Source organism: Spirosoma sp. KCTC 42546, from assembly GCF_006965485.1.
Taxonomy (GTDB): domain Bacteria; phylum Bacteroidota; class Bacteroidia; order Cytophagales; family Spirosomataceae; genus Spirosoma.
Window position 1 is genome coordinate 3,644,082 of record NZ_CP041360.1, and the last position, 13,795, is coordinate 3,657,876.

Annotated in this window: 10 protein-coding genes; 6 read left to right on the forward strand and 4 right to left on the reverse strand. The window is 47.1% G+C overall.

The annotated features are described in order from the left end of the window. Positions 1 to 388: 388 nt before the first annotated feature. Positions 389 to 2,866, forward strand: coding sequence for a glycoside hydrolase N-terminal domain-containing protein (locus EXU85_RS14835; protein ID WP_142772839.1), 2,478 nt, complete (start codon positions 389 to 391; stop codon positions 2,864 to 2,866). Positions 2,867 to 2,953: 87 nt separating this feature from the next. Here the strand turns inward: EXU85_RS14835 and EXU85_RS14840 are convergent, their stop codons facing one another. From EXU85_RS14840 to EXU85_RS14855, 4 genes are all read right to left on the reverse strand, one after another. Beyond that, entirely contained in the window at positions 2,954 to 4,306 is a 1,353-nt protein-coding gene (locus EXU85_RS14840; RefSeq protein ID WP_142772840.1) for a DUF4270 family protein, read from the reverse strand. An 11-nt stretch (positions 4,307 to 4,317) separates the two neighbouring features. Then, positions 4,318 to 4,668, reverse strand: a complete 351-nt coding sequence (locus EXU85_RS14845; protein WP_142772841.1) for a DUF4907 domain-containing protein — start codon at positions 4,666 to 4,668, stop codon at positions 4,318 to 4,320. A gap of 63 nt (positions 4,669 to 4,731) precedes the next feature. Continuing rightward, positions 4,732 to 5,805 (reverse strand): kelch repeat-containing protein, encoded by a 1,074-nt coding sequence (locus EXU85_RS14850; RefSeq protein ID WP_142772842.1) that lies wholly within the window; start codon positions 5,803 to 5,805, stop codon positions 4,732 to 4,734. A 301-nt stretch (positions 5,806 to 6,106) separates the two neighbouring features. Then, the gene (locus EXU85_RS14855; protein ID WP_142772843.1) at positions 6,107 to 7,576 is read right to left on the reverse strand and encodes a S41 family peptidase; all 1,470 of its coding nucleotides are present in this window, start codon (positions 7,574 to 7,576) and stop codon (positions 6,107 to 6,109) included. A 334-nt stretch (positions 7,577 to 7,910) separates the two neighbouring features. Here EXU85_RS14855 and EXU85_RS14860 point away from each other — a divergent pair, with 334 nt between their 5' ends. The 5 genes from EXU85_RS14860 to EXU85_RS14880 all read left to right on the forward strand — a co-directional run bounded on the left by EXU85_RS14860 (position 7,911) and on the right by EXU85_RS14880 (position 13,577). After that, positions 7,911 to 8,426, forward strand: coding sequence for a gluconate 2-dehydrogenase subunit 3 family protein (locus tag EXU85_RS14860; RefSeq protein ID WP_142776721.1), 516 nt, complete (start codon positions 7,911 to 7,913; stop codon positions 8,424 to 8,426). Positions 8,427 to 8,542: 116 nt separating this feature from the next. Next, positions 8,543 to 10,255 carry a GMC oxidoreductase gene (locus tag EXU85_RS14865; protein ID WP_142772844.1) on the forward strand — a complete coding sequence of 571 codons (1,713 nt, stop codon included), beginning with the start codon at positions 8,543 to 8,545 and terminating at the stop codon, positions 10,253 to 10,255. A 213-nt stretch (positions 10,256 to 10,468) separates the two neighbouring features. Then, positions 10,469 to 11,788, forward strand: coding sequence for a sorbosone dehydrogenase family protein (locus tag EXU85_RS14870; protein WP_142772845.1), 1,320 nt, complete (start codon positions 10,469 to 10,471; stop codon positions 11,786 to 11,788). Positions 11,789 to 11,868: 80 nt separating this feature from the next. Beyond that, entirely contained in the window at positions 11,869 to 12,594 is a 726-nt protein-coding gene (locus tag EXU85_RS14875) for a DUF72 domain-containing protein (protein ID WP_142772846.1), read from the forward strand. Positions 12,595 to 12,686: 92 nt separating this feature from the next. After that, the gene (locus EXU85_RS14880) at positions 12,687 to 13,577 is read left to right on the forward strand and encodes a sugar phosphate isomerase/epimerase (protein ID WP_142772847.1); all 891 of its coding nucleotides are present in this window, start codon (positions 12,687 to 12,689) and stop codon (positions 13,575 to 13,577) included. Positions 13,578 to 13,795 lie beyond the last annotated feature (218 nt).

Sequence of the window (13,795 nt, forward strand, 5' to 3'; positions counted from 1 at the left end):
AAAAGGTAACGTACAGCTACGGCATCAGCGACGGATTTAAGGCTCTTTTTAGTACTTTTTAACAAGTGAACGTATTCGTTGATTAAGCTTACAGACACGCTAATTGGACCATTTAGAACCAAAAAAGGCCAATTGTTTTTCAAAAAAGGCTCTTTCGACGTCTTTTAACCTATACGGAAAAACAAGATGTTTCGTGGCTGAAGTCAGGTCAGTAAACAATTCTTTCTAGCCCAACAATCAGGGGCAATCGTACCAATCATAAAAATCAGCGTTCTATTGCCGTGATAAAATAGGCTGCTATTGCTTTATAAAATAAACCTGTCCAATAACCCCGAACTTTCAATCGGTTGATGTAGGTGTTGTTGCCGAAATGAATCACTACTTTATTATGAAACAAATTTGCCTGCTTACTTTTTTACTTGTTTTTCCATTCCTTCTGTTTGCTCAATCAAATCTCAAACTATGGTACAACCAGCCTGCTGCGATCTGGACTGAGGCTTTGCCAGTTGGTAATGGACGCATCGGCGCAATGGTCTTCGGACGGGTAGAGGAGGAGCTGATCCAACTCAATGAAAGTACGCTCTGGTCCGGTGGACCCGTGAGTGGACCTGTTAACCCAGAATCACCAACGTATCTGCCGCAGGTTCGGCAGGCGCTGGATCGGGAAGATTACAAAGAAGCTATTGCGCTGGCTAAAAAGATGCAGGGACTGTATACCCAATCGTACATGCCACTGGGCGATCTGGTTTTGAAACAAGAGCTTAAAGGGGCAAAACCCTCCGCTTATTACCGCGATCTGGATATTCAGAAAGCCATTTCTATAACACGCTTTACGGTGAACGGTACCGAATACAAACGGGAAATCTTTAGCTCATCTCCAGACCAGGTCATGGTGATTCGATTGACGGCCAGCAAACCCGGACAGCTTACGTTCGATGCCAGTACAAAAAGTCAGTTGCGTTTCCAGAACGTGCGCAACGGAAGTAGTGAATGGATTATGAAAGGCAAGGCCCCTTCGCAGGTCGACCCCAACTATTACAGTCCCAAAGACCGGGAGCATGTTATGTACGAAGACGTAAGTGGGTGTAAAGGAATGCGCTTTCAGCTACGTATAAAAGCACTGAATAAAGGCGGGACAGTGCAGACCGATACATCCGGTATTCATGTTCGTAATGCATCGGAGGTTGTGCTACTGGTAACGGCAACCACTAGTTTCAACGGCTATGACAAGTGTCCGGATAAGGATGGAAAGGATGAGAATAAACTGGCAGAAGAAATTATCCGCAAAGCAACCGGAACGCCTTTTTTAACCCTGTTAAGTAGTCATATTGCGGACTATCAGTCGTATTTTAATCGGTTTTCGTTTCAGCTTACCGATACAACAACTACGAATGCTAATGCTACGCTACCTTCTGACCTTCGTTTAGAGGGTTATAGTAAGGGCGCTTATGACCCCGGACTGGAAACCTTGTACTGCCAATATGGGCGGTATCTGCTCATTTCCAGTTCTCGGGTGCAGGGTGTTCCAGCCAATTTACAGGGTATCTGGAACAAAGAATTACGCGCTCCCTGGAGTTCCAACTATACCATCAATATCAACACCCAGATGAATTACTGGCCGGTGGAGGTCACTAATCTATCCGAGCTTCATCTACCATTGCTGAGCTTTATAGGTTCACTAGCAAAGAATGGAGTGGGTGTTGCCAGGGAGTTTTACAACATGCACGGCTGGGTAGCTCACCATAACACCGACATCTGGGCCATTGCCAACCCCGTAGGAGACAAAGGGCAGGGCGATCCGAAATGGGCGAACTGGAATCAGGGAGCTGGATGGCTAAGTCAGCACCTTTTCGAGCATTACCGATTTACGGGCGACAAAAAATTCCTGAAAGAAAGCGCGTACCCCATTATGAAAGGGGCTGCACTGTTTTATCTGGATTGGCTTATTGAAGATAAAGAAGGATACTTAATTGTATCACCATCTGTATCGCCGGAGAATGATTTCATTGATGCAAAGGGGCAACACTCCCCTATATCAGTGGCCACAACGATGGACATGTCGATTATGTGGGATTTGTTCACCAACCTGATCGATGCATCTACTGTTTTAAACATCGAGCCTGAATTCCGCCAGCTATTGATCGAGAAACGAAAAAAGTTTTACCCGCTTCACATCGGCCATAAGGGTAACCTCCAGGAGTGGAATAAGGACTGGGAAGATGTAGACCCACAACACCGGCACGTGTCGCATTTATTTGGCTTACATCCTGGTCGACAAATTGCTCCCGTTACGACGCCCAATTTTGCTGCTGCAGCTAAGAAAACACTGGAAATTAGAGGTGATGCCGGAACGGGTTGGAGCCGCGCCTGGAAAATAAACTTTTGGGCGCGACTATTAGATGGGAACCATGCCTATATCCTGCTTCGTGAACTACTGAATTACACCAGTGAAACAGCCACCAATTATTCGAGTAGAGGTGGAGGGGGCACTTATCCAAACTTTTTCGATGCCCATCCTCCCTTTCAGATCGACGGAAACTTTGGTGGTACAGCAGGCATGGCCGAGATGCTGATCCAGAGCCATCTGGACGATATTCATTTGCTGGCGGCTCTGCCCGATGCCTGGAAAGAAGGAAACGTAACAGGGCTAAAAGCTCGGGGTGGCTTTGAAATTGGTATTCGCTGGAAAAACCACCGTCTGACCACGGCCACTATAAAAGCGCTCAATGGTGGTCTCTGTGCAATCAGAACCGCCCGGCCCGTGAAAATAAAGGGTATTCAGGCTGTGTCAAAGCAAACTAATGTAGGCTACATTACTTCGTTCACTACACAAAAAGGGGAAGGCTACGAGATAGTGGGTTTATAAACTGGTTCAACCTTTCGTTTAAACAGCGAGGGGGCAGATTTTTTAAATCTGCCCCCTCGCTGTTTAAATAATAGCCTGGCTATCCGATTACGATCCTGACGTCAGGAATAACTGCACTTTTAATTGATCGTTTGCCTTCTGCTGGTCGCCAATTGTTACCCGCTGGAGCCGATCTAGTAAGGTAAGCGATCTTCCCAGTTGGGTATCTGTCGGAATCGTTACTAGTAGAGGCTGATTGGGAAGTTTGCGCTTGATAATCTGACCGATATAATAAGTTAGATCGAATGTGTAGGAATCAACAAGGGGTAAAGCACCCGGATCAGGGCCAATTCCATATATGGAAGAGGCTTGTAGACCATATTGGGCAATGGCCGATGAGGTTCCTCCGGATCCGCCCGGTAGCGCACTCGGCAAAATATCATTCTGAATGTTAGTAAAAAAGAGTGCCAGATTGGTTGGAGGAGTAGAATTATCCCTCAAGGTTGTTCGAATGGGGCTGATTACCAGCACGGCTTTATTAAGATCGGCAAAACCATCGGGTCTGGCAAACTGATCCAGGTAAGGAATCTCCAGTCGGGTTTGCAGAAAGGCACCAGGAACAATAAATGTCGTGTTATTCGTCAAACGACTACTGACAGCATCCGATCGGTTTTTCAGGGCACTTAATGGGGTACCACTAAGATCATTCGTTAGCTGGGTAAAGTAGCCCGCCGACATTGGGAATAAGAGATTGGACTGTGTTAGGTTGACGTCAGTAGCATGATAATAGAGCCGTAAGCCGCTGGAAGCGGCTACAAAACCAGCAAACGTATTACCCGAAGCATTACAGTTGATAGCAAAGCCAGGTATGAACTCGGCTAATGTCGTTGCATCTACAATATCACCATTGACCAGCTTGTTATAAAATGACTGTGAAATATCGGCAGGCATCCGAAATGATATTTTTCGGGTGAGTGTCAGTGGCTGAGGGAGAACGGTTTTCTGGAAATAGGGCTTACTATCATATGCCACCGAGTTTGTATTGTAATAGGCCTGATAAACCAGAGGCTTGTTCAACGTATGTACACTCACATTAAACGCAGTGGTGGTATCTCCATACACATAAGCATAAGTAAGCTCCAGCACTAACGAGTCTAGTTGTTGGTTGGTTTGTCCTAAAAAAGAATTGCTGGCGTAATTAATGGCCGCAAAGCATCGGGCTGTCATGGTACCGGTTTGTGGGTCCTTCCAGCGACCAACCACTATATTATTATCACCAGAGGTGAGGAATGAATCCGGTCTCATCACCGTCGAGGTTTGTAACGTCAACGTGTCAACAGATTGCACCACCAGTTCCTGAGGATTGATGACCGACTGTCCTACGCTGAGATCGCCCGATTGACAGGAAAATAGCACTATACCGGTCAGCAGTAGCAAACCGGCGTACCAGAGAGTACGCATAATTAACGAATTCAGGGGATTGTTACGCCTAACTGGCGTAAGTCTTCATTTGTCAACGTAGGCATTGCCTCCGTTTGCTGTATTTTCTGAACTACCCAATCGCCAACCCGATGAGCCTGTTCCTGGCTGGGAAAGCCTACTAAACCAGGTTGCCCCGGTATAGTAGGTTGATGAATGACCAGCTTATTGTTATTCAATATATCATAGCCCCAACCACCAGCTGTTTTAATGACCTGAACCTGATAATGTGGCTGCCGTTTATAGACCAGGTAGGTAGTCATAACAGCTAAACTAATCAGGAACAGAATCAGACCCAGCCGGACTAACGATGGCCGGGACTGTAGTTGAGAATTGTTCGTCATGATTGACTGTACTATACGTTTGTTGACCCTGAAAAGAAAGAGTCAGTCAAACATGTATGCAGGTCAGGGAATAACTTGGATAACGGTTGGATCAAAATCCCATAAATCGTCGAAGCGACTCGAGCTGTTTGCCCCCGTTGTAACATATCCCTTGTTGTTAATCGACCAGCCCACCGCATAAGTTCGGGTAGCCCCTTCAAATACACCGCGTGTGGTCCATGTATCAGCACCTGGATCGTATTCCCAGACATCTTTGGTAGATGCGTCACCGCAAGTTATATACCCTTTCCCATTAATAGCGAACCCAACGGCATAGCTACGGGCAATGCTCGTCTGGTCGGTAATGAAGTTGAGTTTTTGCGTCCACAAATCCTGTGCTGGGTCATATACATACCAATCCAACTGATTTGAATTATTGTTGTTACCGGTTCCCACATAAGCCATGTTATTAATAACAAAAGAAACCGCACCAACACGTTTCGAGCCGCCATAGCTGGCTACTTTCGTCCAGGCATTAGCCGTAGGATCGTACGCCCACATATCCTTCAGGTAGTTACCATCGAATCCGCAGGTTACATAGCCTTTGGTGCCAATGGCAAAGGCTGTTGCTGTTTGACGAGCCGTTCCACCAAAATCAGCAACTGCTTTCCAGGTGTTGGTTGTTGGATTATACTGCCAGAAATCCTTTAGTCGGGTAGAATTGGCATCAAGCCCTGTGCCAATATAGCCATTGGTGCCAACAGCAAATCCAACACCTAGATTGCGGGCAACACCTGCAAAATCAGCCTTCTGGGTCCAGGCATTCCGACTCGCGTCATAAGCCCAGAAATCTTTCAGACGGTTATTGCTGACGTCGGTCCCTGTTCCCATGTAAGCAATTGTGCCCACAACGAAACTGGCAGCGCCAAAGCGGGCAGGGCCTTCTAGTTCAGATCGTGAATTCCAGTCGCCCAGAATGTCCACTGTGGTGGAGTTGTTGCAACCAACGAGGAGTCCTGCCCAGCCTATGCCGATCAGACCCAGTATCCAGTTGACGCGTTTGGTCTTCTTGGTAGCGTTAGAGAGAGAAGTCTCAGATGATACAGATTTCGACTGGGAGGACTTAGCCGAAAGAAATCGAAATGGTAAATGAATCATGAAAAACGAGCGTGAACGAACGAATTAAAACGTAAAGTTATAGTAATTTGCGTTAAGAACGATGATTTTGATAGTCTTACCAGTTCGAGCTAGCGAATTGAGAGCCTAACTCAGGCGAAGTCGTGTATCAAATGGGTCGTGCAAAATTACGCCAAAGGGGTGTTACTTACCAACGTGCTAGGCTCATAAAAATTCTTAATTGTTAGTGTGATATAAAGACAGGTAGAATAAAATCGAAACGACTATGAGACAAAGACTCGCTTTGTCTCATAGTCGTTGGAATTCGATTCCTTAAAAAAGCTTAAAATTTAAGACTCTTCAGTTGACGAATCATCGAATGCCCACCTGCCTTGCGTTGAATGGATGATCCAAAAGTTATGAGCGGATTCCCACTTTCCGTTGCCCGACGCCCACTAGCAACACTTCCTGAAATTTGACCGAGGGCAGTTGTCAGCAATGCTTCATTCGTGTCGCCCAGTGGTAATAAATTGATGGGTTCATCGACTTCTATATTGGGGGTGAAGCCCGTTGAATAGTCAGACTGTCCTGCACTATTGTATGATTTGAACACAATAGGCTGCATACCCCATTTAATCTTGCCCGTATCATCCGTAATTGTGATGGAGCCTACGTTTTTACCATAGGTTGTTGAGCCAATGGTTGTTACCGTCATATACGGACGTAAGCCATTGATAATGAGCTCACTGGCAGAGGCTGTCTGGTCGGTGGTGAGCACAAATACACGCGAGAGATTGCTGCCGATATTCTGTGACTTGTCGATGAAGTTCTGCACAAAGAAGCTAGCCCCATATTCCTGTTGCAGTAGGGGTGTAATGGTAGTATTCCATTCTTCCCGGAAGTAGAGTTTGCTGGAGCTAACGCCTTTGCCAATCAGGCTGGCCAGGTTCGCTGACGATGAGGTATAACCGCCTGGATTATAGCGTAAGTCCAGAACCAGTTCATTCACGCCCTGTGCTTTAAAGCTGGCAAATACGGCATCGACCTGCTTGTCATATTCATCGGCAGTGCTTCCATTCGCACCCGGCACAAACTGATTATAGACTAAATAGCCCACTTTTTTGCTACCAACGGTATAGACTGAATCCAGAAATACCGGGTTTTCCTGAAATGTAGTCGCGGTAACGCTAATTGTTTTGTCTGTATCAACCAGCGTTGATCCACTTACACTGGCAAATCCAAATGTAAAGGATGTCCCAGAAAACAACAGATCCGAATAATTGGTGGTGGACAGGGACTGCCCGTTTACTTTCGAGATGATGTCACCCCGTTTTATTCCGGCGAGTGCTGCCGGAGAACCAGGTAATACGTACAGGACCTGGGCGATAACCCCCGTAGAACCCGTTGCCCGTAGGTAAAGATTGTACTCCATACCCGTCGTTGTGGTTTGCCCACTTAATTCCGCCGTTAAGGTATTTGCATCGTTTTCAATCCACGAGAAACGGTCACCAGTAGGGTTAGTGGTGGCGTTGTAGGTATTCAGGATGGAGTCGAAAAATACATCGGGTGCCAGCGTTGTATCTGGGTTTGCTGGAATTTTGTCGTTCCAGTAATACACTTCCCGCATGTTCGATAGAATCCAGGAGTCAATGGTTTGGTTCTCACTGGTTGATACGGATGGTTGTGGCGTAACATCGTCCGTACTTTTTTTACATCCCGCCAGTGTGAGTAGGAAACCAGCTATCAGAAGATACTGAATTGACCAATTTCGGAAGGGATGTAAACGGTTTGTTCCTTTAAATACATAATTCATATCGTTCTTGTTCTATAGAGTTAGTTGAATAAAAAGCTGTCTTACTCTATAATGAATACGCGGCAGAAATACCCTTTGTTGCACAGGTATATGTTCCCGTAGGAATTTAATACCCATTTAATTCAGACCGTTGCTGTTTTGCTGACTGCGGACATTCACGAATGTGCATCCAAATAAAACGGAGTTCCCGAGTTTTATTCGGATGAAAAATTGCTTTCCAGTGGGTATGACTTATATGATAAGTAGTTGCTTTCATGTTGTATCTTTGATAGTAGATTCAATAAAATACTAGTTGTAAATAACACCTGTGGAAAGACGTAATGCCTTAAAAACAATGGCTGGTGCCGTTGGTGGGTTAATTAGCCTGCCTGCCTGGGCCAACGGCTGGACAACCGAAACAGTTGTCTCGAGCCGGCAAATCCTGTCTGGAAGTCAGACTGAGCTTCTGGCTGAGATGGTCGAAACGATTATCCCGGTTACCAGTACACCCGGTGCAAAGGCACTGAATGTTCACCAGTTTGTACAGAAAATGGTGGCAGATTGCTATCCGAAATCCGCACAGGAAAATCTCAGCAAAGGGCTCGACTCATTGAATGATCTGGCCCAGAAATCGTTCGCTAAACCCTTTACCGGGGGAGATACCACTCAACGGACCGCTCTCTTAACCCAATTGTCGCAATCGACCGATTCGGCACAGAAAGATTTTTACTCATTGGTGAAGAACCTCACTATTCGAGGCTATATGAGTTCAGAATACGTGATGACTAACCTCACACACTATGAATTTATTCCGGGACGCTATCATGGCTGTGTTCCGGTACCTGCTAAAACTGTATCTCAAGGAAAATAAAGTTCTGATTTACGGTATTCGGTTTACATCGACTGACGTACAAAATTGGTTTCGCCAGTGCGGTCAGCTACCGTAAACCAAATACGACAAACCGTAAACGACAAAACCAAACTAAAATGTCCTATTTAAACATAGACGCACAAGCCCAAAATACCTACGATGCCATTGTCATTGGCTCAGGCATAAGTGGGGGTTGGGCTGCTAAAGAATTAACGGGTAAAGGCCTTCGTACGCTCGTGCTAGAACGCGGGCGCGATGTTCGGCACGTAACCGATTATCCAACCACAAACAAACAACCCTGGGAGTTTGAGCACCGGAATCAGCTTAGGCAGGAGGTGCGGGAAGCCAATCCAATTATTAGCAAGTGTTACGCCTTTTACGAGGGAACCGAGCAGTTTTTCGTGAAAGATGCCGAACACCCTTACGTTCAGGATAAACCCTTCGACTGGATTCGGGGCTATCAGGTGGGTGGTAAATCACTAATGTGGGCACGGCAGACCCAACGGTGGAGTGACTTCGATTTTGAAGGACCTGCCCGTGATGGGTTTGCGGTTGACTGGCCCATTCGGTACGCTGACATTGCTCCCTGGTATAGTTACGTAGAGCGCTTTGCCGGTATTACGGGCAATAAAGATGGGTTGGCTACATTACCTGATGGCGAGTTTCTGCCGCCCCATGAGTGGAACTGCGTGGAGAAACATTTTCAGCAGAAAGTAGCGGCCAAGTACAAAGACCGGCATGTAATCATGGGTCGGGCAGCTCACCTGACGCAGCCGCAGCCGATCCATTTCCAGCAAGGACGGGCGCAATGCCAGCATCGTACCATTTGTGAGCGGGGTTGTCCGTTTGGTGGCTATTTTAGTAGTAACTCGTCAACCATACCCTGGGCGGCCAAAACGGGGAAAATGACCCTTCGGCCAAACTCGGTTGTGCACTCGATTATATACGATGAGAAGAAAGGCCGGGCTACGGGTGTGCGCGTAATTGATGCGAACACGAAACAGATGCAGGAGTTTTACGCCCGTATCATTTTCCTGAATGCTGCCGCGCTGAACTCAAACCTGGTACTCTTAAACTCAACCTCCAATCGCTTCCCGAATGGCTTGGGCAACGATAGCGGGATACTGGGTAAATATGCTGCCTTCCACAACTATCGGGCGGGTATTTCGGGTGAATACGATGGTAACCTCGACTCGACGACCGATGGCCGACGACCGAACAGCCCGTATATTCCCCGTTTCAGGAACGTGCTGAAGCAGGAAACGAACTTTTTGCGGGGCTACGCATCCGGTTTTTCTGCGGGCCGAATTTCGCGTTCCGACCAAAGTGGCGTAGGTGCTGATTTGAAGGAAAACCTGCTGAATCCGAAACTGGGTGGTTGGTATGTGGGTTCGCACATGATGGGAGAAACGATCCCGAAAGAAACCAACTACCTGGCGCTAGATCCCTCATTGAAAGATCCATTCGGCATTCCCCAGTTGAAAATCTCCATCGCTTACGACGATAACGACGATAAGATGGTGAAAGATTATCAGGAACAACTGACTGAAATGTTTACCGAAGCCGGGTTCAAGAATATCCGCGTACGCGATAGCCATGCTGCACCCGGCCTCGATATTCACGAAATGGGGGGCGTTCGGATGGGGAAAGATCCGAAAACGTCGATGCTCAATAAATGGAATCAACTTCATGCGGTAAAGAATGTATTCGTGACCGATGGGGCCTGCATGACCTCGACCAGCACCCAAAATCCATCGCTAACGTACATGGCTTTAACGGCCCGTGCTGCCGATTATGCCGTTAAGGCAATGAAGAAAGGGTTGGTGTAAACTATTATTTTGACAATCAATAAAGGCCAGTCGTGAGCACGACTGGCCTTTATTGATTGTGGGGCTGGCGTGGGCAATTGCCCGTGTCGTTTAATTTAGCCAGTATTCATTGGTGAATGCCCGCGCCAGCACACCATGAAAGACAGTATTTCTCAAGGTTAGCTAACTTTTGTTGGAAATCGAAAAAATATCAAATCCCAAGTTTACTAAACCATGACTAACTCTTTTTTCAGGATTGCCTGTCTGATGGCTTCACTGGTGGCACTGGATAGCCAGGCCGAAACCCATCACGGCAAGCATCCAAAGGCGCTGGCACGTACGATAAAGAAGGCAGATACACCCTTAGAATTAAAGCTCCCGGCAGGTTTTTCGGGAACTATGGTTGCTCAGGATTTAGGAGCAGCCCGACACATTGCGATCACAAAAACCGGTGATATATATGTAAAACTGGCCAAGCTAAAGGACGGGAAAGGAATCTATCGACTTCGGGATACGGACAAAGATGGACTGATTGACGAGAAAACGGGCTTTGGTGATTACCCAGGAACGGGGATTTTTATCAAAAATGGCTATCTCTATACGTCGTCAAACTCAGGCATCTATCGCTATAAACTCAACGATAGTCAGGAGGTCACGAACCCAGATCAACCCGAACTGCTGGTGTCTGGATTGCGGGAAAAAGATCGGGATAAATCGAAGTCAATAGCCGTTGATAATCAGGGGAATATTTACGTCAATATCGCGTCGGACAATGATGCGTGCCGGGAAGCAGGAACGGGAAAAGGCATGATGCCCTGCCCACTCCTGGATTCGGCTGCGGGCATCTGGCGATTTAAAACCGATGTTGCCAATCAGACCTTTGCGAGTGGTACCCGGTATGCAACCGGCCTTAAAAATGTGGTAGGCCTGGACTGGAATCCGAAAACGAACTCCTTGTTTGTCCTGCAACATGGGCGTGGTAAATTCGATGATTTTTACCCGCAATATTACACCCCACAGCAAAGCGCTGAGTTACCTGCCGAAACCATGTATGAAGTGCATCAGGGCGACGATGCAGGCTGGCCGTATATTTATTACGATCCAATTCAGAAGAAGAAAATTCTGGCCCCTGAATATGGAGGTGATGGCAAAAAAACGGGTAGTGCTAAAACGATCAATCCGGCAGTGGCTTTTCCGGCCCATATGGCCCCAAACGGTTTGTTGTTCTATACAGGTACCGCCTTCCCAGAACGCTATCGGAATGGCGCTTTTGTCGCGTTTCACTCACAAAACCAACCGATTCACAAAGGATATTTAGTAGGATTTGTGCCGTTTAAAAACGGGAAACCAGCAGGCCCCTGGGAGATTTTTGCCGATAACTTTTCGGGTATCGACCTGGAAAAACCATCAGGCCCAGTGCAGCATCGCCCCTGCGGACTGGCTCAGGGCCCCGACGGTTCCATCTACGTGACCGACGATTTAAACGGTACGCTCTTCCGAATTAGCTACAAAAGCGCGTCAAAGGGTCAGAAAATGACGGCTTCGAAAAAGTAATAACAGTCTGGTGCTTTCACAGTTCAACCCTATAAGGTTTTATAGCCTTATAGGGTTGTTTGTTTTTAAGGCAGTTGGATATGAGTATTCATATTGGTACATCGGGTTGGAGTTACGATCACTGGCAAGGCGTTTTATACCCGCACAGTACGCCCGTTCACGACCGGCTTGGCTACTACGTGCAACGCTTCCAGACGGTGGAGCTCAACAGTAGTTTCTACCGATGGCCAAAGCAGTCCACCTTTGCCAGTTGGCGACGGCGCTTACCTGATGGTTTCCAACTGACAGTCAAAGCACCTCGTGGACTCACCCACGCCAAAAAGCTCTATGCGCCTGAAATCTGGATGGAGCGAATCAAAACGTGCTGGCACGAACTGCGCGACAAACGAGCCGTTTTGCTGGTACAGCTATCACCCAATCAGGCCTGTGATTATAATCGGTTAGCCTATTTTCTGGACCAGGTACCTAGCTGGATGCGTGTTGCTGTGGAGTTTCGGCATTCGAGTTGGCAGAGCGAGTCCATTTTTGCCGTATTGGAGCAGCACCAAGTGGCCTATTGCATCATGAGCGGAGCAAAATTGCCCTGTATTCTGCGGGCTACGGCTCCATTTGTGTACGTACGGCTTCATGGCCCCGATACGGAACACCTTTATGGCGGCTCTTATTCAGATACTGATTTGCGCTGGTGGGCGGACCGTATTCAGGAGTGGGCTGGAATGGGGAAAGATGTATTTGTCTATTTCAATAACGACGGTGGTGGCAACGCCGTACGAAATGCGGAAACATTACGTTGGATAGTTGGCTAAAAACTGTCAGAACAGTAAACAAAGCCAGTCCGTATCTTTACACCCAACGCACAGACAGGTCGTCTGTGGCCTGGTAACCGACCTATTGTTTTATGAATTACTCCGAAAAGATTACCCGCCAGCAGTTTCTGAAATTGGGGGCTTTAGCTACGTCGGCAGCTTTATTGCCTCAACTCGATGCCTTTGCAGCCTCACCGAAGAAAGTTGGATTGCAGTTGTACACCCTGCGGGATCTGATGGCAAAAGACCCGGATAGTACGTTGAAAAAAGTGGCCGAAATAGGCTATAAAGAAGTAGAGCTGTTTGGGTATTCGGATGGTAAGTTCTTTGGCAAAACACCTAAAGAGTTTGCTGCCCAGTTAAAAAGCCTGGGTCTGTCGGTTCCCAGTGGTCATTACACAACGGGCAAAACGATGCCCAATGCTAAAGGAACCCTTACCAATGACTGGAAGCGCGCTGTTGACGATGCCGCAACACTCGGTCAGAAATACATGGTTTGCGCCTATTTATTCCCAGACGAACGGAAAAAACTGGATGACTACAAACAGTTTGCCGACCTATTCAACAAATCGGCGGAAGTTGTAAAAGCGGCTGGTATGCAGTTTTGCTACCATAACCACGATTTTGAGTTTAAGGAAATCGATGGAAAACTGCCCTATGATGTGCTGTTAAGCGGTACTGATAAGAACTTAGTGAAACTTGAACTTGATCTGTACTGGGCTACGTTCGCCAATCAGGATCCCGTTGCTTTGTTCAAAAAGCACCCCGGTCGTTTCCCCTTATGGCATATCAAAGACATGGAAAAAACAGCCGAACGGGCGTTTGCGCCAGTGGGTACCGGCTCCATTAACTTCCAGCGTATTTTCGATGCCAAGAAAACCGCAGGTATGACCCATTATTTTGTGGAGCAGGATGTGTGCAAACTTCCACCCCTGGAGTCGATTGCCATCAGCTACAAGAATGTGGAGAAATTGAAGGTGTAACGTTGGTCGGGTCAAGACTTTTTCAACAACTGCCAGATGAAGCGTCGACGCTTCATCTGGCAGTTGTATTTTTGAACCAATGAATTCGTCTAAAATACTACTAACGATCGGCCTGTTTTCAATCGGTTCTTTTGGTCACTGATACATTATGTACTGGCAATTTAAAGCGCCCAACTGGATTCGATCACCTATTCCGTACTTGCTGGCTTTAGGTTGTA

Excerpts from the sequence above, each read along its gene's own strand:
- EXU85_RS14835 (WP_142772839.1), top strand. The coding sequence starts at position 389 with ATGAAACAAATTTGCCTGCTTACTTTTTTACTTGTTTTTCCATTCCTT.
- EXU85_RS14840 (WP_142772840.1), bottom strand. The coding sequence starts at position 4,306 with ATGCGTACTCTCTGGTACGCCGGTTTGCTACTGCTGACCGGTATAGTG.
- EXU85_RS14845 (WP_142772841.1), bottom strand. The coding sequence starts at position 4,668 with ATGACGAACAATTCTCAACTACAGTCCCGGCCATCGTTAGTCCGGCTG.
- EXU85_RS14850 (WP_142772842.1), bottom strand. The coding sequence starts at position 5,805 with ATGATTCATTTACCATTTCGATTTCTTTCGGCTAAGTCCTCCCAGTCG.
- EXU85_RS14855 (WP_142772843.1), bottom strand. The coding sequence starts at position 7,576 with ATGAATTATGTATTTAAAGGAACAAACCGTTTACATCCCTTCCGAAAT.
- EXU85_RS14860 (WP_142776721.1), top strand. The coding sequence starts at position 7,911 with ATGGCTGGTGCCGTTGGTGGGTTAATTAGCCTGCCTGCCTGGGCCAAC.
- EXU85_RS14865 (WP_142772844.1), top strand. The coding sequence starts at position 8,543 with ATGTCCTATTTAAACATAGACGCACAAGCCCAAAATACCTACGATGCC.
- EXU85_RS14870 (WP_142772845.1), top strand. The coding sequence starts at position 10,469 with ATGACTAACTCTTTTTTCAGGATTGCCTGTCTGATGGCTTCACTGGTG.
- EXU85_RS14875 (WP_142772846.1), top strand. The coding sequence starts at position 11,869 with ATGAGTATTCATATTGGTACATCGGGTTGGAGTTACGATCACTGGCAA.
- EXU85_RS14880 (WP_142772847.1), top strand. The coding sequence starts at position 12,687 with ATGAATTACTCCGAAAAGATTACCCGCCAGCAGTTTCTGAAATTGGGG.